This window comes from Mucilaginibacter sp. OAE612, from assembly GCF_041806395.1.
In the GTDB taxonomy this organism is placed as follows: Bacteria; Bacteroidota; Bacteroidia; order Sphingobacteriales; family Sphingobacteriaceae; genus Mucilaginibacter; species Mucilaginibacter rubeus.
Genome location: NZ_JBGMUW010000001.1, coordinates 2155373 through 2177432, shown reverse-complemented (window position 1 = coordinate 2177432; position 22060 = coordinate 2155373). Strand labels below are relative to the sequence as shown.

The window sequence follows — 22060 nt, the reverse complement described above, 5'->3', positions numbered from 1 at the left end:
AAATAGCCGCCGGCATGCCGGCGGCTTTAAATAACTATTATGAAAATAAATTTGCGATCAGCGCTGCTATTGATGGTAATGCTGGGGGTATCAAACTCATTCAGCTGCGCTAAAAAAACAGGAATTAAAAAAGGAGACGACGGTTGCATCGTTAATGGCGTTAATACATGCAACACCGGCCCGGCCCGCATCACTATCAATTTGGGAAATGAGCAGCAAACGATGCAAAGCTTTGGTGCCTCTGATTGCTGGACAACCAAATTCATCGGAAAGTGGAATGATGTTACCAAAAAGAATCAGATTGCTGATTACCTGTTCAGCATGGAAGCCGACCAGCAGGGCAATCCCAAAGGCATTGGCCTTACGCTTTGGCGCTTCAACATCGGCGCCGGGAGCTATGAACAAGGTTCGGATAGCGGAATACCGGATGAGTTTCGCCGGGAAGAATGCTTTCTGGATGCAAATAATAATTATAACTGGAACAAACAAGCAGGCCAGCAATGGTTCCTGTCGGCAGCGAAAGCACGCGGTGTAAAAGACTTCCTGGCATTTTCTGTTTCGCCACCGGTACAGTTCACGCAAAATAATAAAGCTTATGGTTTGGCTAACAGTCATCTGAACCTGACAGAAAGCAAAAAAAATGCTTTTGCAGATTTTCTGGTTAGCGTTTTAAAGCATTTTAAATCAAGCAGTACCCCTTTTAATTATCTCAGCCCCTTTAATGAACCCCAGTGGAATTGGGGAGAAAATCCATCGCAGGAAGGCACTGGTGCTACCAATGCTGAAATTGCAGACTTTATACGCCTGTTGGGCCCGAAGATGAAAGCTGCCGGCTTAGCTACCACGATCTGTCTTGGTGAAGCCAATCAATGGAATTCGCTGGATGCTAACAACAGCGATGGTCGCGGCGATCAGCTCAATCAGTTCTTTAACAAAAGCTCCGCTAATTATATAGGCGATGTCCCTTCGATGGAGCACTTACTATCAGCACACAGTTATTTTACTACCTGTCCGGGCACCGATTTGATCAGTTACCGGCAACACGCAGCAGATAAGCAAAAGACTATTGACCCAAGTCTCCATCTTTGGCAGTCAGAGTTTGGTATATTAGGCGATATTTGTGGTCAATTGAATGGGTACCCGAAAAATACCGGTATTGATTACGGCTTGTATGTGGCCAAAGTTATTCATCATGACCTTACGGTGGCCAATGTAACTTCATGGCAGTGGTGGCTTGCCGTTGATACTTATAATTATAGTGACGGGCTTGTATACATTAACGACCCATCTGGTGGATATGACCTGAACAGCATGAAAACCAATGGCCTGGTTAGTGATTCAAAACAATTGTGGTGTTTGGGAAATTATTCGCGGTTTATCAGGCCGGGGATGATCCGCATAAATGCAGCATTAAGCGATGTTACCGATCCCGTGCTGGCAACAGGAACACAAATGGTTTCCGCATACAAAGATCCCGCTTCAAAACAATTGGTTATTGTGCTGATAAATATGAGTACCGAAAGCAAACAATACACGGTTGATCCGGGTGGTTCACAATTGGCCGGAAATACATTTGATGTGTACACTACAACAGTTCTCAAAAATCTCAAAAAATCAACAACACCAATAGGCACAATAACACTTGAGCCCCGCTCTGTTACTACTTTAACCGCTCACTATCAATGATGCAGTATTCTTTAAAAAAAACATTTTTCTTGCTCGCGGCACTGGTAGCAAGTTCCACCATTTCGGCGCAGGTTAAACCAATCCCGGTTGCCGGCAAATGGCTGTACAGACTCGATTCGCTTGACAATGGTTTGGATCAGAAATGGCAGCAACAGCAATTTACTAACAGCATATGGCTGCCTGGCACCTTAGATGACGCCGGTATCGGGGCGCCTGTAAAGGTGGATACAACTGTGCTGAGCAAGGACATCATGCTGCATCTGTCCAGAAAACACAGGTATATCGGTGCTGTTTGGTACCAGCGCAGCATTAATTTAACCAGCTGGATGGCCAACGCCCTGCTGTCGCTTGAACGGGTGATCTGGAAAACCGATTGTTGGATAGATGGCAAACCAGCCGGCACACAGGAAAGCCTGATTGCACCACAAGTTTTCAAATTAGGTCCTCTGGCAGCAGGTAAACATGTGATCACCATTCGCGTAGACAATCGCAAACAGCATGATATCAGCGTAAATGACTTTGCCCATGCCTACACCGACGGTACACAGATCATTTGGAACGGCGTTATCGGAAAGATGCAGCTGATCGACATAGGCAAACAAGTTATTAACCAGGTACAGGTATACTCCTCGCTGGCCAATCACAGCGTAAAGGCAGCTATCAGCCTGGGCGGTTCCCATCGTGGCGATACTTATCTGCGGGCTTCCCTCCTTTCCGGAAAAAAGGTCGTTAAACAAACCAGCCCAACCGTTATTCAGCATGATCAGCAGGAAATTAACCTCCAGGTTCCGGCGGTGCAATCATGGGACGAATTTCATCCGCGGCTATACAACCTTCGCACGGAAGTAATTGACAGCAAGGGACGAGTTTTGGATGCCAGGACTCAAAGTTTTGGCTTCAGGGATATTAACGCGACCGGGAACGAACTTCGTATCAATGGTCGTCCGCTTTTTCTGCGCGGTACACTTGAATGCAATATTTTTCCGCTGGAAGGCCATCCACCAATGAATACAGCCGGCTGGCTGAAGGTGTTTAAGACCGCTAAAGCTTACGGGCTGAACCATCTTCGCTTTCATTCATGGTGCCCGCCTGAAGCAGCATTTCAGGTAGCCGACTCGCTGGGTTTTTACCTGCATGTTGAGCTGCCGCTATGGGCACTAACCGTGGGCAAAGACCCAAAAACATTGATTTACCTGGAACAGGAAGCCGAAAATATTATCCGGAATTATGGCAACCATCCTTCATTTTGTTTTTGGAGCATGGGCAATGAACTGGAGGGCGATTTTGGATGGCTGGAGAAGCTGGTGCGTAAGTTAAAGCAGGAAGACAACCGGCATTTATACACCACAACCACCTTCAGCTTTCAAAAAGGGCATGGCAAAAATCCGGATCCTGCCGATGATTATTTTATTACCCAGTACACGGAAAAAGGATGGGTACGGGGACAGGGTATTTTTAACACCAACCCGCCCGATTTTAAGACAGATTACAGTAAAGCGCTGGAAGGGACAACAGTTCCCCTTATTATTCACGAGGTGGGCCAGTATTCTGTTTATCCGGATCTTGAAGAAATAAAAAAATATACTGGGGTTTTGCGGCCAGCTAACTTTGAGGCAGTACGGAACAACCTCCGCAAAAAAGGGATGCTTGGATTGGCTCCTGATTACCTTAAAGCAAGCGGAACACTCGCTGTTCAGCTTTACAAAGAAGAAATTGAACGCGCATTGAAAACCAAGGGTGTTGGCGGGTTTCAATTGCTTGACCTTCATGACTTTCCGGGACAGGGAACAGCACTTGTTGGGATTTTAAATGCTTTCTGGGATAGTAAAAGCTTGATTTCGCCGGCTGATTTTAGCAAATTCTGTGGCCCGGTGGTGCCATTGATCCGTTTTGAAAAGGCGGCTTACAGCAATCGTGAGCGTTTTGCTGCGGCTGCCGAAATTGCCAACTATAGCGACCGGCAAATAAATGGCGAAATTCTTTGGTCGGCAATTTCAGCAGATAAGCACTTTAATCTTCGTGGTTCGCTTGGCCGGCAGTCTATTGCTATTGGCAACGCTTCTGCGGGAAGTTTCTCGATAGATCTCAGCAAAATCGACCGGGCTTGTGAATTACTGATCACTGTAAGCATAGCCAATACCGGTTATACTAATCACTGGAAAATTTGGGTTTACCCAAATAAAAATCCGGAATCTTTTAGTAACGTGATCTTTACTACATCCATCGACAGTGCCCTTAGTTATCTGCAAGCGGGGCGAAAAGTGTTGCTTAATCCGGATACTGCCAACGTTAAAGGTATCGACGGCCGTTTCGCTCCTGTTTTCTGGAGCCCGGTCCATTTCCCGGACCAACCTGGCAGTATGGGCCTGCTCATCGACAAAAAAAATAACGCGCTGGCTGATTTCCCTACTGACTTTTATACGGATTGGCAATGGTGGGACCTGGTGACCCGTTCCCGGTCGCTGATACTTGATAAATTGAGAGCTCCTGCAACGCCGATAGTCCGGGTGATCGATAACTTTTTCAGGAACCGTAACCTGGCAACGCTGGTTGAATTCAAGGTTGGTTCCGGGACCTTAATTCTTTGTACAATGGATCTTCATAGCCAATTAACGGAACGGGCAGCGGCAAGGCAGCTCCGATACAGCTTGTTACATTATGCGGCCGGGGGTGCATTCCGGCCGGTACAGGAGATCAGTGCGGGCGATCTGCGCAGGTTATTAGATAACTAAAACCGAGCCTGGAATATCGAAAAAGGTTAATAACAAACAGGCGGTCCCCTCCGCCTGTTTGTTATTTGTTAAATGCTCTTAGTTCCCCGAAGGCGCTCCCTGAACATCGTCATTACTGATACCCCGTTTGTTTTTCTTAACCGCTTCCTTCAGCTTGCCGAACCGGTAATTAAGGCTGGCGGTAAAACCCCGGAAATAGGCGCGGTTAATATTTGTTTGGGTAAAATCGGGCCCGAACGAACTCCTGATGTTATTCCTGTATTTGCTGAAAGGGTTATTCACCGTGGCCGAGAACGAAAGTTTATCCTTCACTACATCCTTATTAACTGTAAAGGATACACTGGCATAAGGGTTCGATGTACCCTGGATAGAAAGGTTAGGCCCATTCAGAAACACGTTGGTGCTAACCCGCCAGCCCTTCTCTAAATTATAACCGCTGTTTAGTGATGCGCCATACATAAAGCCCTGATTTTTCACCAGTTGGCCATTCACTATGCCCTGCACACGGCCATGCGCAATCCTACCGTTGAACGATGTGCTCCATTTTTTGGTGATGGGGTAATTGATATTAGCGTTAAAGGTGAACAGGCGGGCTTTGCCGGTGTTATCAAAAGTGCTGCGGGTAATATTCGTGGCCGGGTCGAAAATTACAACGGGCATGATCAGGTCGTTAAAATAATTATAGCCAAGCATCAGGTTTAAGGATGCCTTTTTCGTTCTGCTATAACCCAATTGAATGCTATTGGAAACCGCTGGCCTGAGGTTGGGGTTTCCCGACGATTCGAAGTTTGGGTTCGAGCGGTCAACAAAAGGGTTTAACTGGTATATGCCCGGGCGCTGTATCCTTTGCGAAAACCCGAAGTTCAGCGTACTGGAGTTTTTAAACCGCTTATTAATACTTACCGAAGGCACTATATTAAAGAAATTTTTGTTCAGCTGCGATGAGGTAGAAATAAAATCAGCATCAATCAGCGTCTCCTCTACCCTGGCGCCTGCTTTAAAGCTCCAGTTTTGCAGGATATAGGTATAGCTGTTGTATGCACCCAGTACATTTTGGTTATTATCGAATTTATTGCTTCGCGATGGGTCGGCCTCGAAATTACCGGTTGTCGCATTAAATCCGAGGTATTGAAAGTCACTTTTGTTATCACGAATAATTGCTTTCACCCCCATTTCAATATTCAACTTCTTTACAGGCTGAACGTAATCTACCTGGACAGTCTGTTCGGAAGATTCACCTTCATTGTGTTGCAGGTAATCGGGCGTCGTATAGTTCACGCGATTAGATGCCGTCAGCGACGCATCTTGCCTGTTGTTGAATGTATAGTACTGGTACGAAAAGGTGAGCAGCCTTTGCTTATTGCTTTTAAAACCCAGCTGGTAATTTAAACCGACATTCAGGCCCCTGCCGCCTGCCGTATTGTTATTGTACAGGTCGTACCCTTCAACCATGTTGCCGGCTTCGTTCAAAACAGAACTTTGCGTGTTGATGCCGTCCTGGTTATTTCCGTTAATATTGAATTGTCCCGAAATAAGGTTAAGACTATCAATTTCGTAACTTATGCCAACTTCCGCATAGCCATTTTTGCCATCCCATTTCGCGGTGTTATTCTGGTTAAGGCTCGTAGGGTTGCTGCCGGTAGTAAGCCTCGAAATGGAACTGAGCACTTCGGGCGAATTGGAGATATTCCCGCCAAAATAGCCTGATAGTTCCAGCTTGCCTTGTTTAGACGAAAATGACCCGCCCAATCGTGGGCCGCCTACCGGGAATACATGGCTAAGGTTTAGCGTGCCATTGTACCCGTTACTTATTTTTTTATTGGTCACTATATTAATAATCCCCGCCATTCCCTCGGCATCATACTTCGACGAAGGGTTGGTAATTACCTCGATGCTTTGAATGGTTGACGCAGGCATACTTTTGAGGATATTCTTCGGATCGCGCTCCATCATACTTGATGGTTTACCGTTAACAAATATCCGGTAGCCGCTATTTCCCTTCAAAAGGATGTTATCGTCACCGTCTACTGTTAACAAAGGCACTTTGCGCATCATCTCCAGTACATTGCTGCTTTTGCTGTCAGGGTCAGCCTTTAAGTCGTAAATGAGCTTATCAACCTCCTGTTTAATTATGGGCCTGTCGGCCGTAATAGCCACCGTTTTAAGTTGTGTAGTTTGTGTGCCCAGGGCAATGTTCCCCAGATTTATAGAGGGTTTATTATTATCTAAAAAATCAACAGGAAGTGTTTTCGTCTTAAAACCGACACTAACCATCGAGAGAAGATATTGTCCTGATGGCAGCTTTTCAAACCGGAACGTGCCGTCGGTTTTAGTCACCGTGGTGCGGACCAACTGCTTTGCTTCGTTGCGCAGGTTTACGGTTACATAGGCAAGCGGTTGTTTCGATAGTGAATCCGTTGCGATGCCGTTTACCGCGAATAACGCCTGCCCCGCCTGCCCGAAGGCCGGGGCCATAACGATTGAAAATAAGATGAGGAGTAAGAGCTTTAGTTTCATGCTGATGTGATAGGTGAACTGTTTGACCATTAATCTTTTTGAGCCAATCTTAACCAGGCTACAAATCCTATAATACCATGCAATACATAGTACTATAACCATATGACTACCCCCCGAACGAATTTGTTACACCTATTTGAAATAAAAAATTTTAATAATGCTGTCGGGCTGACGTACCGGTATATATATGCCTGCCTTAAAACGGGTGCATTAGCCAAGTTTTATTAAAAAAAACCAGTAACCTAAGCCCATATTATTCACCGTACCGGCTTAATCGTGGAGATTTCGTTATTGATTGGGATTGCTTATGAAGTTCAGGATCCAACTAACGTTTTGGGCGTAACAGAAGCGATCACTTCTGTTTTATGCATAAAAATGCCCCCAAATAGTGTCTAACTTTTTGGGGGCAGTAAATTTAAAACGGGCCCTTCACCGGGCTGTTACTTTGCCTTTTATGGTAATGAGAATGCAACACCCTGTAATGAGGGTGTTATTCCCCTTTCAAACTTTTTACCGGATTTGTTAATGCAGCCTTGATTGCCTGGTAGCTTACTGTCAAAACAGAGATCAGCAATGTTAGGGCCCCGGCGATTACAAATACCCAGATATTAATGGAAATCCGGTAACTATATCCTTTCAACCATTGGAACATTAAATACCAGGCTATTGGTGCCGCAATGCAAAATGAGATTGCGACCAGCTTCAGAAAATCCCTGGAAAGCAGTGTGGTCACACTGGCAACTGATGCGCCAAGCACTTTTCTGATGCCGATTTCTTTGATACGGTTTTGCGCCATGTAAGCCGCCAGGCCAAAAAGTCCGAGACAGGATATAACGATTGTCAATCCGGCAAACAGGCTGGCCAAAGTCCCGATCCGCTGCTCATCGCCAAACTTCTTGGCGTACTCCTGGTCGACAAAACTATATTCAAACGGGTAATCCGGGTTGTATTTCTTAAATACAGCTTCAGCGCGGCGCAGGTTTTCTTTTGTCGAATTAGCGTTATTAAGCTTGTAGTGAATGATATTGAACCAGGAACTGGGGCCTTCAATCAGCATATGTTGCACAGGTTCATAAGGCGAACTGATGATAAAGTCTTTGATAACTCCAACAATATGCCATGTTTTGATGTCTTTACCTTCGCCCTGGGTAACTAATTTACCAACCGGATCTTTCAGGTTCATGATCTTCACCGAAGCCTCATTTACCAGCATGGCTGTTGAGTCCGTCGGATAGTTTACCGGGTCGATATCCCTGCCTGCAACAAGCTTAAGGCCCATGGTTTTAATAAGGTTTCCGTCCGAAGTGTAAATAATAAAATCAACCTTGTTCTTGGGCTCTGAACCTGGCCAGTTAAAACCCCAGCTATCGCTGTATCGCTGAGTTATAGGCGAATTTGTTCTGGACACCGAAGTCGCGGCGCCACTGGTAAGTAATTCATTTCTGATGGATTGATAGTGCTTCGAGATCTCGCCGGACATAAATGTGTAAACAAGGTTATCTTTCTTATACCCCGTATCCCTGTCCTGGGCGTATTGTAATTGCTGGCGGATAATGATGGTACAAATGATTAATACCACCGCAAAAGTAAACTGAATGACAACCAGCAACTTACGTGGGGTAACCAAAGCATTTGCCGCCTTAAAAGTACCTTTCAGTACAGCTACAGGCTTGAATGAAGACAGGTACAATGCGGGATAGCTTCCCGAAATAACACCGGTAACCAGTATAAATCCAATTGCGGTGAGCCAAAAATAGGGATTGCTATATGGTACATATAATTGCTTTTGGGTAAGCTGGTTGAAACCCGACATACTGATTTGTACGATGACGATGGCAAAAATACCGGCAATAAGTGCAATCAAAACAGATTCACCTAAAAACTGCCAGATTAACGAACCCCTTAATGCGCCGACAGTTTTACGGATGCCCACCTCCCTTGCACGTGTCTCGCTCCTGGCCGTACTTAAATTCATGAAATTTATACAAGCAATGACGAGGATCAGAACAGCGATCAGTGAAAATACCCTGACCCGTTCAATTCTCCCACCGACTATCACCCCATCCTTAAACTGCGAATACAGGTGCCATTTGACTGCGGGGTGCAAAAACTGCTGAATATCTTTGGTATCAGAATGGTTCCTGGTAAAGTTCAGCACAGCGGCATCAGCATGAGCTTCCGTTACGCTTGGTTTCAAAAGAACAAATGTTTGAATGGAGTTATTGCCCCAGTATTCATCATCCTGCCCTATTTTTTTTAGATACGACCAGGGAATCAGGTATTCAAAATCAAACCGGGTATTATTCGGGAGGTCTTTCATCACACCCGTCACTTTAAAATAAGCGTTACTATCTATTTTAACCGTTTTGCCGAGCGCATTTTCCTCTCCGAAAAGTTTCTTTGAAAATTTTTCAGTGATAACTATGCTATGAAGGTCGTTCAAAGCGGTTTTGGGGTCTCCATTGATTAATGGAAAACTGAACATGGAAAGAAAATCCGGATCAGTAAAATCGCCGGTTGCAGTCAAACGTTTGTCGCCAATGCTAAACAAAAAACTGGCATCAGTTACCCTGGCTACTTTTTCCAGTTGCGGCAACTCTGCTTTCATCACCTTACCCATGATTTTAGGCGTGGTTTCCCAGCTCCATAATTTACCGTCAAATTTCGAGCGGTTATATACAGAATAAAGCCGGTCCCGTTTTTCATGGAACTGATCATAGCTAACCTCATTCTGGATCCACAACAAAATCAGCGCTGCGCTGGCCATACCAATAGTCAATCCGAGGATATTGATCAGGGAGAATGTTTTTTGACGTAAGAGGTTGCGCCAGGTAATCTTTAAGTAGTTTTTTAACATATGATCAGGCTTTAATAACCATAAGACGCCGGCATTAAGATTTTAGTTGCACTGTTTTTCTTTTTTCTGCTAAAACAAAAATCCGCGGTATTGCACAACATCGTAATACATTGTTTATAATGTTTACATCAGAAATTATAAACCGGCCTATGTTTGATTAAATAATATGTCCCCATTAATTTCCGATTAATTTAGGATATTTACCAATACAGTAATAATTGATGCCGGTAACGAATCGAACTATGTATTGATAAAAGTCCGATGTACCAATTACGCTTATTGTAAAAAACTAATACCAATGACAACTTTAACAGAATTTAAAGCATCATTAAATTTAGAACAGCCTGTTAACGGGCTCTCTGCACAGCTAAAAAGCCTTTGGTTTGATGGTAAAGGCGACTGGCATCAGGCGCATGCACAGGTTGATCATCTGACGGATCAGGCATCGGCCTGGGTCCATGCCTATTTGCACCGTAAAGAAGGTGATATTGGAAATGCTGACTACTGGTATAGCAAAGCGCGGCAGGTGCGCCCCAGCCTTTCTTTGGAAGAGGAATGGGAGCAATTGGTATTGCAATTCCTTTGATCGATAAAACTTACCATATCCCTTTTACAGGCACAGCAAGACAATTATATAACAATAGTTGCCATTGAGTTTATTAAAAGCCTTATTAATGATAAGCTCTTCATCAATGAAAATTCCTGCCCTTATGAAAGGCGCTCTTATTGGGGATATTTCGCGGACCAGGTGAAGGCATCGAGGTTTCATCCCCCCTGGACAGGCTCAGCAAAGAAGGCTGTTCATCTGGCACAGCCGTCAGTTTGCCCAATAAAGAATTGAGATTATAACAGCGGCGTACCACCACATGGATTACTTCGCCCTCAACCTGTAAATGCCCATCTACCAGGAGCAGTTGCGACTGAACGATCTCTTTGCGGTACTTATCAAAAAACTTACCCCAAACCACAAGATTGGCAAAGCCGGTTTCATCTTTGATAGTTACGAATACCACGCCTTTGGCCGTCCCCGGCCGCTGCCGCACGGTGATCATCCCGGCAACACGAATTTTTTCGCCATTTTTTAACGATTGGATCCGATTGAGCGGCATAACCTGCAGCCGGTTCAAATCTTCCCGCACAAAACTTACCGGGTGCGCTTTAATGGATAAGCCGGTAGAAGCGAAATCCTGTACCACGTGCTCACCCGCGGTCATTAGCGGTAATTCAATTTGCTCACCTGCGCTGGCCGAAGGCAAACTTTCCAGCAATGCCACGGGGCGGTCACCTAAAGCGGCTACTTCCCAAAGCGCCTGCCTGCGGTCGAGGCCGATAGAGCGAAATGCATCCGCATCAGCCAGTTTCTCCAAAGCTGCCTGCGAAATCCCGACATTTGACAAATCGATAATATGTTGATAAGGTGCATTCTCAACCAGGATATTCATTTCTTCTTCTTTTAGCCCTTTCACCAACCGGAAACCTAAGCGTAATATCTTATATTTTCCGGCCTGTTCTTCCAGCGAATGATCCCAGGCCGAGTAGTTAATATCCACGCCACGAACAAAAACGCCATGCCCGCGCGCATCATCCACGATCTCAGCGGGCTGATAAAAGCCCATCGGCTGGCTATTGAGCAAAGCAGCGGCAAAAGCATCCGGATAATAATACTTCAGCCAGGAAGATATATAAACCAGCAGCGCAAAAGAAGCGGCATGGCTTTCGGGGAAACCATAACCCTCAAAACCTTGTAACTGCTTAAACACCCGCCTCGAAAAATCTTCCTCATAACCACGCGCCACCATACCCTCCACCATTTTCTTTTCGTACAGGTATAACTTGCCATTCGCTTTAAAAGTCGCCATGCTCCGGCGCAGTTCATCAGCCTCGGCCGGTGTAAAGCCTGCTGCAACAATAGCGATCTCCATCGCTTGTTCCTGAAAAAGCGGAACACCTAACGTCCGGCCTAAAATATCTTCCAGTTCCGTTGATGGATATACTACCTGCTCTTCGCCATTACGCCTGCGCAGGTAAGGATGCACCATATCACCCTGTATGGGACCGGGCCGCACGATAGCCACCTCGATCACGAGGTCATAAAAACATTGGGGCCTCAGTCTTGGCAGCATAGACATTTGCGCCCGGCTCTCAATCTGGAATACCCCAAGTGTATCCGCATGACCTATCATTTCATAAACTTTGGGGTCGTCCTGCGGGATATTGGCTAAGGTAAGCTTTCGGCCATAATGTTGTTTTATCAGGTCAAATGCTTTGCGGATCATGGTCAGCATACCCAATCCTAAAACATCCACCTTCAAAATGCCCAACGCTTCCAGGTCATCTTTGTTCCATTCCAGTTGAGTACGGTTCTCCATGCGGGCGTTGAGCACCGGGCACAGGTCGGATAGTTTGTTATCGGTAATAACAAAGCCGCCGGTATGCTGACCCAATTGCCGCGGGAAACCCATCAGCAGTGTCGTCAGCTCCAGTACTTTGTATATCAATGGATCGCCCGGGTTAAGCCCCTGTTCCTGCAAGCGCTTTTCGTCAAAACCTTCTTCACTGAAATCCCATATCGTACCACCGATACGTTTAATCGTATCTTCAGATAAGCCCATCGCTTTGCCCACATCCCGAATTGCTCCTTTATGCCGCTCTTGCGTAACGGTAGCCACAATAGCCGCGTGTTCCCGGCCATAATCCTCATAAATATACTGGATGATTTCCTCGCGGCGTTCATGCTCGAAATCCACATCGATATCAGGCCATTCCTCACGCGCATCCGACATAAAACGGGAAAAAAGCAAACGTGACTTCATCGGGTCGACCGCCGTAATGCGCAAACAATAACATACCGTTGAGTTGGCTGCAGAACCCCTGCCCTGGTGCAAGATTTCGAGTTCTTCTGCTTTCCGGGTGTATTTATATACACGGAGAAAATAAGGCGCCAGCCTGCGCTTTTCGATAAAGGCCAGTTCAAAATCAATCTGCTTACCTATTTTAGGCGGTATATGCTCACCATAACGTTCATGTGCACCTTCCCACGTGTATTTTTTTAACCTTTCCTGTGGTGTTAACCCGTCAAAGATCTTTTCTTCCGGCTCGATGTATTTTAAATCATCCAGCGAAAAAGTACAGGCTTCGGCAATAGCAAGCGCATTTTCAATGGCTTCCGGATATTGCCTGAAGATCCGGTGTATTTCTTCAATAGGTTTCAGGTAGCGTTCCGCATTCTGATGCAGCCGGTATCCTGCGTTGTTGATAGTGCATTTCTCCCGGATACAGGTCAATACATCCTGTAGTTCCCTCCTGTTCGGTTCATGATAATGCACATCACCGGCAGCAACCAAAGGTATACCCATACCGGCTAACCTGTGCAGCCGTTTGGCATCATCGCCGCTGTAAGAACGTAGGGCAGCCATGTATAAGGCATTCCCGAAAGCTTGTTTATATTCTGCTACTGCTGTTTTAAACTCATCTGCAAAATCAAACCGCGCGTTGAGCTCATCGGGCGGAATGATGATAAACAGGATGCCTTCCCGGTGTTCATAAACATCTGCTTTATATAAATGGCATTCACCTTTTTCAGCGCGCAGATTACCCCTGGTGAGCAAGGCCGAAAGCCGGCCATAAGCAGCAAGATCAGTAGGATAAGCCAGCAGACCCGGCCCATCCAGCAAGTCCAGGCGACAAGCGGGAATAAATTGTACAGGTAGTTTTTTTGCGGCAATATGCGCCCGGACAATACCGGCCAGGCTATTCCGGTCGGTAACCGCTATGGCCGTATAGCCATGAACCACTGCCTGCTCAACCAGTTCCTCCGGGTGAGATCCACCGCGCAGGAAGCTAAAATTGGAGGTACAATATAATTCCGCGTATTTCATCATCAGGCAAAAAATCCGTGTAAATACCATTGGGCATCTCCGCCATCATAATGGCCCGAACGGAACAGCCAATAACGGCCTCCATGCTCATCTTCCACCATATAATAGTCGCGGTGCTCACCTTTGTCCAGCCACCATTCCCGTTCAATACGTTCCGGGCCGTCTGCTTTATCCACAACATAGCGCTTACCCTTATAGATAAATATTTTTGGCGGATAATCCGGTAACAGAGCCATGACTTCAATGGCTTCCGGTTTGCTGAGCAAGCGTATTGGCCTTGGCTTGTCAGCCCGCCAGCCGGCCAGCGAGATATCTTTGAGTGAAAGAGCGGGCCGGATGGAACGTTCGGGCCAGTAATGCTCGGCAGGCAGGTAACGCATAATCCTTTCCGGGCCGATCTTTCCGGCAATCCGATCAAGCAGCTCAGCCAGTGCGGTATCCTGCAAGCCCGGCTCCCCCATCCATAACTTTTCCTGCAAGGGGTCGATATCTTCCACTTTTTGTGCTTCCAGCAGAAACAGCTCAATACCCAAAGCAGGTTCAATCTTGCTGATCTGTAAACCAAAGAGCTTGAATAAATGGGAAACACTATGTGAGCCGCGCGTGGTCGTTATCCCCGCTTGTACCATTTTACCATCAATCCGGAAACATTTCAGCACGGCCTTACGCACACCTTTTCCTTCAGCTTGCAAGCGGCTACATAGGCCTTGCAATAGTTTTTCAATGCCAATCTCTATGGCTTTATCCGTTCGTACCGGTTCCAGGCAGGGCAGCCGCTCAACATAAGGTACGGGCGGGATAATCGGGGCCAGGTATTCATCAGTAGTACCCAAAGCCTGGGCAAGCCTTAACAAAAAGCCCTCACCAAAACGCCTGCGCAGCACGGTACGTGGCATGGTCATAAAACTTTTAACATACCGGAAGCCGAGTTTATACAGTTTGTCCAGTATTTCCGGTTCCAACCGGAGGGCGGCCGGAGAAAGGCCGGCAATGGCTTCCGCCTGTCCGCCACTTTCAATAATGGGCCTGATCTTACCATACCGGGCAATAGCCCAGGCTGCGCCAACAGTATCAGCAATAGCGGCCCGTGCATCGTAGCCCATACCCCTTAATTTAAGTACAACAGTTTTTAAATATCCTTTTTCACCACCCCATAGGTGTGCACAGCCGGAAATATCAAGGGTCAAACCATCGGGCAGGTCAATAGCCACAACCGGCGTATAGCGGATGCACCATAAACCCAAATGCCGGAGCAGCTTACTTTCCTGGCCCAACGGAAAATCAATAACCTGTAAATTGGTGGTAATCGCTTTGGCATCTGCTGCCGGCATTCCTGTACGAACACCTTGTGCTTCGGCTTCGGGATTAGCTGCCCTGACGATCATACGGTTATGTTCGGGCACAACCAGCACAAAGGGCTGATCTTTTAATTCCGGCTGCCGGAGTGTCAGCCAGTCTGTCACCAGGTGACGAAACCAAATAGCCATATACCTGTGCTGCATAGCTCACCCCGCTTTCCGTTTAAATGGTTTAACTGTTTGCTCTTTTTCCACCTGTTTGAATTTACCTTCTGCCCATTCTATGATCCAGGTACCCGGATGCCCGTTACGGACACGTAATAGTTCTACCTCCCAGCGCGGAAAACCAAGACCGGGCAAATCGTCTACCGGTTCGCTCGGCAAAGGTTTCACCTGCCACCGGGCAGCGCAAGCCGTTGAACCGATCTTTTTAACAGCATTACGCAGCACAAATCCGGTAACATGACTTTGCTCAACAGCCAGCTGAAGTCTGCGCGATTGTTTAAAATCCAGTTCCCGCGTTTCTGCCACAACCGCGGCAAGCCCCGCACATTTCAGCGCTTCTTCCATCACCCATAAGGCTTCCTGGTCTTTGGTTACCCGGATAAAGATCAAACGGCTGGGTTCTATACCAAAGCCGCTTAACGCCGGTGGGAAGATGTTTCCGGTGAGGCTGATCCATAAACAGGCCCCGCCATTTTGCATAAACACGGAGAGCAGGCCGCTAATCAATCCGCTGGAAGCAGTAGCCTGTTCGGTGGTACTGCAAACCAGTTCATGCACTGTACCTAAAGGAAAAACGCCGTTGGGGAAAGCCGTTTCCACTGCCCCCAGGCCTACCAATCCCTGCGTACCTGCAGGCGGTGGCCTATAGCCCTCCCATTGCAAAATATTCTTTTGCAGACTGTTAATCAGCGCTTTTCGGTCGTGTGCCGTTTCCATCGTGTTTGTACCAAATAGGGAGTACAAATTTAATGCTAAAAATATTAGTATTTTATATATCTTTGAGAAAAAATTTCAAATGCAGGAATTGTTGGTCAAAACGTATTTAAAAAGCGAGGCTAAAGCCTGGCTTAAATACCGCGATGGTTCACGGGAAGTGATGAAAATTGTACCGGATACAGCGCAAAAGCACGCTGTACAATGCTATGAGATCTATACGGCTTATGATCAGCCGCCCGTTTACATGGGCCGTATTTTATTTGACGCGAAGGGCTACTGGATATACGACGGCGATGTACTGCAACCAGAAGAACAGGAACAATTGGCCCATTTTATAACAACTTATGTGGAAAGGATTTAGTGATGGAACAATTGACATTATTTGCCGAAACCGGGCAAAGTAAAGGATTGCCTAAGGATTTGCTGGAATACCAGCCCGGTTTAATTGATCCGGCAACGGGTGACTGGCTGTTAGAAAAACTGATCAGGGAAACACCCTGGAAACAAACAACACAAAAACTTTGGGATAAGGAATACCTGACACCAAGGCTCACCTGCTGGTATGGAAACACAGACCGGATCACAGGAACACTCCCCTGGACACCGGAACTGCAAACTATCCGGGGCATGGTGGAACCTTTAGCGGGTATTACTTTCAACAGCGTATTACTGAACTATTATCGTGATGGAAATGATTCCGTAACCTGGCATAGTGACAAGGAAAGCATTATGGGCAGTCAGCCAATTATTGTTTCGGTAAGCCTCGGGCAGGTGCGCAGTTTTGACATCCGCAATAAAGTTAATCACAAAGAACATTACTCCGTCAGGCTCGAGCATGGTTCATTCCTGCTGATGAAATCAGGATTGCAGGAGTATTGGGAACACCGGATTGCCAAGTCTAACAAATTAATGAAAGCGAGGGTAAACCTCACCTTTCGTTTGGTGATTTAGCCCGTTGATATTTGCTCAAACTCATATTTATTCTTTACGAAAAAGTGCAGATAGCGGCCTTTCACCCGTGAGGATCTCAGTTCCTTATAAACATCTTCCGGAACGTTCTTGTACAGGCCGGCTTCAATTTGACGATTATAGCGGTCACCTTTCTTTCCAAATATCCTGTAATTTTTATCCCCTATCAGATGATCAATTAATTATAGAACCGCATTTGAGCAGTTTGATATCTTCACATATCTTCATCGCCTGGCAAATAAGATTCATATCTTTAGCCAATGAGCTATGATGCTTTCTTCCAAAAAATAAAAACGTACGCTGAACTCTCACCGCAGGCCGAAGCGGCATGGGCGGCTTTGCTCCGCGAAAATACCTATAACAAGGGCGATTATTTTGTTACCGAAGGCCAGGTACCTAAAAAAGTGGCTTTTGTTGTGAATGGATTAATGTATCAATACTACGCTGCCGAAAACGGCGACATAGTGGTTAAATATTTCTTCCCCGAAAACCGGATTGCCGGTTCCATGACAGCAACGCTCACACAGTCGGCGGGTAATTTTACCATAAAAGCCTTTGAGGATACAGATGTGCTCGAATACAATTTTATGGAATTTAAGAAACTCGTTACCATTTATCCCGATATTGCCGCTTTTTATATCCGCTACATGGAACAGCATTGGATAATTGAAAAGGAACCTTATGAAGTGTCGCTGCGATATGAATCGGCTAAAACCAATTACGATAATTTCCTCCGCAAATATCCTGGTTTAGTGAAAAGGCTAAAGAAACAGCACATTGCCGCCTATCTCGGCATTACCCCAACGCAGCTAAGCCGCATATTTTTTGCGAATAAGTGAAGATTTTTCGCTTTTCTCAACATATGTAAATTTTTAAAAAAAACGGTTGCCGCAACTTTGTGCCATCAATAACAATTAAAAAATTTAAAATCATGGCAACAAAAATTTTCATCAACCTGCCTGTTAAAGACCTGGAGCGGTCAAAGGCATTTTTCAGCGGTCTTGGCTACAGCTTTAATCCACAATTTACCGACGACAAGGCGGCCTGCATGGTGGTAAGCGAGCATATTTATGTAATGATGCTTGTAGAAAGCTATTTTAAAACCTTCACCAAAAAAGAAGTAAGCGACGCACACCTGGCAACTGAAGTATTGCTGGCGCTTGATGCAGCCTCGCGCGAGGAAGTGCAGCAAACCATAACAAAAGCAACCGGGCTTGGAGGCTCCATTTATGCCGAACCTCAAGATTACGGATGGATGTACCAGCATAGCTTTGCAGATCCGGATGGGCACCAATGGGAAATTGTTTACATGGACGCAGCGAATATGCCGAATTGAGATTGAGGCCTGATCCTCTCTGTGGCTAATTTTACCATAGAGGGGATTTTTTGAATTTAGCTTAAAATAAGTTTATAACCAAAATGCTTTATGATAACCGCAATGCTTTAAATACCAGCTCCCTATAACTGTTCCCTATCGGAACTTCCGTAGTGCCGAATTCTATTACATTACCTTTAATACTGGTGATCTTGTCCAGATTAATGATATAGGAACGATGTACCCGTATAAATCGTTTAGCCGGCAATCTTTCTTCCAGGATTTTCAGATGCATACCTGCAAGTAGCCGTTTACCGCCACACAAATAAACAGAGCAAAAGTCACGTTCTGCCTGCACATAACTGATTTCATCAAAATTCACTTTTACCAGGCGGGTATCCTGCCTGAGAAAGATATACGGCGGCGGATCCAATTCTGGTTGATGCGAGACCAACCGCTCCTGCGCCCGCCGCACGGCCTGGTTAAACCGTTCAAAAGTGATCGGCTTCATCAGATAGTCCACAGAATTCAGTTCAAAACCCTCGACAGCATAACTGGAATAAGCAGTGGTAAAAATAACCAGCGGCGGATTAGGTAATGAACGAAAAAACTCTATTCCGGTAATTACGGGCATTTTGATGTCCAGGAAAATCAGATCGACAACATGTTCATAAAGCGCCTCGTAAGCCTCATTCGCATTGCGGCAGCTTTTTATCAAAGCAATTTCCGGCAGGCGCTCGATATACGTTTCCAATATACTTCTTGCAATGGGTTCATCTTCAACGATGAGGCAACTCAGTTTTTTCATGTCAGCTCAATAAATAAGATGGCGTTATAAACGCCGTCAGCAAAATTATCTTCGTACCAATACTTGCCGGGGTAATACATTTCTAAACGTTTTTTAAGGTTGCCCAGCCCTATACCTCCGTTTTGCTGCATCCGTTCCCGATGGTCCACAACATTGTCAGATGTAAAACGCAAACGACCGTCAGTGACATCCAGAAAGAAATGAATACGAGCTCCCGGTTCATCAGGAGAAAACTTGAACGCGTTTTCAACCAGCGGCATGAGTAAAAGCGGCGGTATTTCATATGTCTTGGAATCCACAGCAATATCCACTATGACCCCGGTGTCATTCAGGCGTACTTTTTCCAGTTCTATGTAATTTTGTATCAGCTTGATCTCGCTTTGCAAAGGCATAAATGCTTCATTGGATTCATAAAGCATATAGCGCAGCATCTCAGACAAGCGAGCGACCAACCCGGCAGACCGTTCCTGGTTACCTTGCAGTATCAAGCCGTAAATGTTATTCATCGAATTGAATAAAAAGTGGGGATTGAGCTGCGCTTTCAGAAAGTTAAATTCCAGCTCCAGGTTGTCTTTTGCAAGCTGTAAAGCTTTTAGTTGCGATCGCCAGGCGTTAACCGCCAGCTTCAGGCATAACGGAATACTCAGTGTCAGCAAAAGGCCAAATGGGGTGCCCAGGCTAAGCAGGCGCTTCAGTACAATGTTAATGAGACCGGATTGTACCAGGGCAAAATATAGCGGCTGATCTTTCTGCAAACTGAGCAAGCAGCCGGAACAGGACCTGAGCAAGGCCTGCTCCGTTACCGCCTCGATCAATGTGTATCCGCATAACAAACCCAAAAAGGAGAAAGTAAAGTGAAAATATTGCCTCCGCTGCAATAGTTTCCATAGCGGACCTGTCATCAGATAAAATACAGCCGCGATAAGCAAGGTACTGCTTAGGTTCAGCAGGAAAACAATACTAAAAGATAAGCCGCTATAAACGTTGAAGGTAATCAGCGTGAGGTATAGCCTAACTATAAGCAGTACAAGCCAGAATAAAAGGTGCACCATTTTGCGGTACCCGGGCCGGGAGGTGTATAGAGCAAAGCTTTGAAACATTGTTATTTAAAGTTGGCTTATCTTTGTCAATTACACAACATAAATCAACAGAGCGGTGTTTTTAGTCAACGAGCAGGGTTGTGGGGCAACAAAAGATCAATTATGCTATCATGATTGAACCGATCGTTTGTAATAATAAGCGATGGCCAAACCGGCAAATAACGCGGCACCGACAAAAACGGACAAGCCTATAACTTCAGATAACGCTTCCCTGCCCGCCGTGATCCTTTGGGTAAAGATGCCAGCATCACCTTTGCCTCCCCAGCACCACTGTCCCATATTCCACGCTGTATGCAGGCCAAGCGGAAGTCCAATTCCTTTACTTTTAAGAGCCGCATAGCCAAATAGCAAGGCCCCGGTTCCTGAACCGATCAACGCCATCCACCAGTTCATTCCTCCCCAGATGTGCTCAAAAACAAACAAGGCGGCAATAAACAATTGCGCTGAGCCTGCTCCAAAGCGGTCGGCAAGACTACGTAAAGCATAAGACCTGAACACAAGTTCTTCGCGGCAGGAGATCAACGTAAAAAGCAGCATATGCAGACCGATAACATGCGGATCAAAGGCGTTAAATTGAAGCTTCACGTAACCCATAATCATCAGTATGCCCGGTTGCAGGCATGACATCAGCAGCCCGGCGAGAAATCCGGTAATTATACGGCCCGGGCTTCCTTTGTCAGGAATAGTACCTGCTTCGGTTAGCGGTATGGCCCGCAGCCTGCAAAATATGATCACCAATAAAAAGGTAAAAAGCGCGGCGGTTGCCATTGCGATATGCGAGGCATATTTCTCTCCCAAACCTTTAGCCCAAAGATCGGATAAGATAAATACGCATACTGTCAAAACGTAGAACAGTAAAGTTTGCAAGATAACCTTCATGGTGCTAAATGGATTGAGGAGATGAAGTTAAGGGTACCGTGCTTATCCTCATTCTTTGTTTAAGTAACCACAAGACTGCCATTGTACATAAGACAACACCCAAATATGGGCCGATTATGTATAGCGAACTATAATGTTTAGGATCACCATCCACCGTGATAATCGTCCTCCCTGCAGCGCCTGCTGTTCGGGGGATCAACGCCTGAGCATAGTTCCATCCCACGTGCAAACCTATTGGCAGCGCTAAGTTGCGGGTATATAGATAAGCCATCCCGAACAAAACCGATCCCAACCCTGTCGTCAACATAGCCATCAAAATAGTTTGCATGTTCATTGTACTGTTTACATGCATCAAACCAAAAGGTATCGCAATGATGAGCTGTGCTTTCCAGGCTCCATAGTGACTGTTCAGCGTCTGGAAAGGATATCCGCGAAAAGCAAATTCCTGCACAAACACCGACCACAGGTTGGCCAGAAAGCACATCAGCAGGAATATGATGTCAGGCGACGAGTTGAAATGCCATTTGTCGCCGGTGAGATAAACGGTTATCATCGCCGTGACGATTAACATTAAAATGCCGCCCACGGTTCCGCATAGTAACTGAAGCCAATTACTGCTACACACCGGAATAAAATTTAGCGTCTTTAGTGTTTTCCCTTCTGCCCATAGCAACAGCCAGCTTATTAGCAATGAGACGGCCATATAAAAGGACAGATCATTTAACGCAGGAACAGCGTCTGCGACGAACCTGGCGGCGGTAAGCAAAACAAAATAAAGAAATACTTTTAGCCATGCCGGGAGATTACAAATGATGGTTTTCATGTTTTTTTTTAGGCAAATAGCATGAAAAGTCACCTATAAGGAAAAAATATCGACCAAGTAGTTCTTTTTTTCGGCAAATGCTACATTCCTGGCAATGAACGACACCTGGATTTTTTTCTAAATTGATTTACCGGCTGGTGATACAATTAGTAAAAGCAACTTAGCATAAGTGCTGATAATTGTCGGATAAGTTATGCTATTACACTTTATATGACCGAATACCTAAGGAATAAGCCCGGATACTACACTCCCGGGC

17 protein-coding genes are annotated in these 22060 nt (G+C 45.8%); 7 read left to right on the top strand and 10 right to left on the bottom strand.

What is annotated here, in order from left to right:
* Nucleotides 1-39: 39 nt before the first annotated feature.
* The gene (locus ABID99_RS09165) at nucleotides 40-1686 is read left to right on the top strand and encodes a glycoside hydrolase (protein WP_373613510.1); all 1647 of its coding nucleotides are present in this window, start codon (nucleotides 40-42) and stop codon (nucleotides 1684-1686) included.
* Entirely contained in the window at nucleotides 1683-4418 is a 2736-nt protein-coding gene (locus ABID99_RS09160) for a glycoside hydrolase family 2 TIM barrel-domain containing protein (protein ID WP_373613509.1), read from the top strand. The genes ABID99_RS09165 and ABID99_RS09160 overlap by 4 nt, the downstream gene beginning before the upstream one ends.
* Nucleotides 4419-4496: 78 nt before the next feature.
* On the opposite strand, the gene ABID99_RS09155 is transcribed toward ABID99_RS09160, so the two are convergent.
* Both ABID99_RS09155 and ABID99_RS09150 read right to left on the bottom strand, forming a co-directional pair.
* Nucleotides 4497-6935: a TonB-dependent receptor domain-containing protein gene (locus ABID99_RS09155; protein ID WP_373613508.1), complete on the bottom strand. Its 2439-nt coding sequence runs from the start codon at nucleotides 6933-6935 to the stop codon at nucleotides 4497-4499.
* Nucleotides 6936-7425: 490 nt separating this feature from the next.
* Nucleotides 7426-9792, bottom strand: coding sequence for an ABC transporter permease (locus ABID99_RS09150; RefSeq protein WP_373613507.1), 2367 nt, complete (start codon nucleotides 9790-9792; stop codon nucleotides 7426-7428).
* A 298-nt stretch (nucleotides 9793-10090) separates the two neighbouring features.
* On the opposite strand from ABID99_RS09150, the gene ABID99_RS09145 reads away from it, so the two are divergent.
* Nucleotides 10091-10378, top strand: coding sequence for a hypothetical protein (locus ABID99_RS09145; protein WP_373613506.1), 288 nt, complete (start codon nucleotides 10091-10093; stop codon nucleotides 10376-10378).
* A 103-nt stretch (nucleotides 10379-10481) separates the two neighbouring features.
* On the opposite strand, the gene ABID99_RS09140 is transcribed toward ABID99_RS09145, so the two are convergent.
* Genes ABID99_RS09140 through ABID99_RS09130 form a run of 3 tightly spaced genes read right to left on the bottom strand, consistent with a single transcriptional unit; the run spans nucleotide 10482 to nucleotide 15910 of the window.
* On the bottom strand, nucleotides 10482-13673 hold the full coding sequence (locus ABID99_RS09140; RefSeq protein WP_373613505.1) for an error-prone DNA polymerase: 3192 nt from the start codon (nucleotides 13671-13673) through the stop codon (nucleotides 10482-10484).
* Nucleotides 13673-15172 (bottom strand): DNA polymerase Y family protein, encoded by a 1500-nt coding sequence (locus tag ABID99_RS09135; RefSeq protein ID WP_373613504.1) that lies wholly within the window; start codon nucleotides 15170-15172, stop codon nucleotides 13673-13675. The genes ABID99_RS09140 and ABID99_RS09135 overlap by 1 nt, the downstream gene beginning before the upstream one ends.
* 3 nt (nucleotides 15173-15175) lie before the next feature.
* Complete coding sequence (locus ABID99_RS09130) at nucleotides 15176-15910, bottom strand: ImuA family protein (RefSeq protein WP_373613503.1); 735 nt, start codon at nucleotides 15908-15910, stop codon at nucleotides 15176-15178.
* 79 nt (nucleotides 15911-15989) lie between these two features.
* On the opposite strand from ABID99_RS09130, the gene ABID99_RS09125 reads away from it, so the two are divergent.
* Both ABID99_RS09125 and ABID99_RS09120 read left to right on the top strand, forming a co-directional pair.
* On the top strand, nucleotides 15990-16271 hold the full coding sequence (locus ABID99_RS09125; RefSeq protein ID WP_373613502.1) for a hypothetical protein: 282 nt from the start codon (nucleotides 15990-15992) through the stop codon (nucleotides 16269-16271).
* A gap of 2 nt (nucleotides 16272-16273) precedes the next feature.
* Nucleotides 16274-16861 (top strand): alpha-ketoglutarate-dependent dioxygenase AlkB, encoded by a 588-nt coding sequence (locus ABID99_RS09120; protein ID WP_373613501.1) that lies wholly within the window; start codon nucleotides 16274-16276, stop codon nucleotides 16859-16861.
* On the opposite strand, the gene ABID99_RS09115 is transcribed toward ABID99_RS09120, so the two are convergent.
* Nucleotides 16858-16977 carry a KTSC domain-containing protein gene (locus ABID99_RS09115; protein WP_373615902.1) on the bottom strand — a complete coding sequence of 40 codons (120 nt, stop codon included), beginning with the start codon at nucleotides 16975-16977 and terminating at the stop codon, nucleotides 16858-16860. The two genes, ABID99_RS09120 and ABID99_RS09115, sit on opposite strands and share 4 nt — an antisense overlap.
* Nucleotides 16978-17139: 162 nt before the next feature.
* On the opposite strand from ABID99_RS09115, the gene ABID99_RS09110 reads away from it, so the two are divergent.
* Together ABID99_RS09110 and ABID99_RS09105 are read left to right on the top strand one after the other, a co-directional pair.
* A complete protein-coding gene (locus tag ABID99_RS09110; protein WP_373613500.1) occupies nucleotides 17140-17718 on the top strand; it encodes a Crp/Fnr family transcriptional regulator in 579 nt (192 codons plus the stop codon).
* A 92-nt stretch (nucleotides 17719-17810) separates the two neighbouring features.
* Nucleotides 17811-18215 carry a VOC family protein gene (locus tag ABID99_RS09105; protein ID WP_090527463.1) on the top strand — a complete coding sequence of 135 codons (405 nt, stop codon included), beginning with the start codon at nucleotides 17811-17813 and terminating at the stop codon, nucleotides 18213-18215.
* An 88-nt stretch (nucleotides 18216-18303) separates the two neighbouring features.
* Here the strand turns inward: ABID99_RS09105 and ABID99_RS09100 are convergent, their stop codons facing one another.
* The 4 genes from ABID99_RS09100 to ABID99_RS09085 all read right to left on the bottom strand — a co-directional run bounded on the left by ABID99_RS09100 (nucleotide 18304) and on the right by ABID99_RS09085 (nucleotide 21804).
* Nucleotides 18304-19002, bottom strand: a complete 699-nt coding sequence (locus ABID99_RS09100) for a LytR/AlgR family response regulator transcription factor (protein ID WP_373613499.1) — start codon at nucleotides 19000-19002, stop codon at nucleotides 18304-18306.
* On the bottom strand, nucleotides 18999-20102 hold the full coding sequence (locus ABID99_RS09095; RefSeq protein WP_373613498.1) for a sensor histidine kinase: 1104 nt from the start codon (nucleotides 20100-20102) through the stop codon (nucleotides 18999-19001). Before ABID99_RS09095 ends, ABID99_RS09100 begins: the two co-directional genes overlap by 4 nt.
* A gap of 108 nt (nucleotides 20103-20210) precedes the next feature.
* Entirely contained in the window at nucleotides 20211-20981 is a 771-nt protein-coding gene (locus tag ABID99_RS09090) for a lysostaphin resistance A-like protein (RefSeq protein WP_373613497.1), read from the bottom strand.
* A 4-nt stretch (nucleotides 20982-20985) separates the two neighbouring features.
* Nucleotides 20986-21804, bottom strand: a complete 819-nt coding sequence (locus ABID99_RS09085; protein WP_373613496.1) for a lysostaphin resistance A-like protein — start codon at nucleotides 21802-21804, stop codon at nucleotides 20986-20988.
* Nucleotides 21805-22060: the final 256 nt, after the last annotated feature.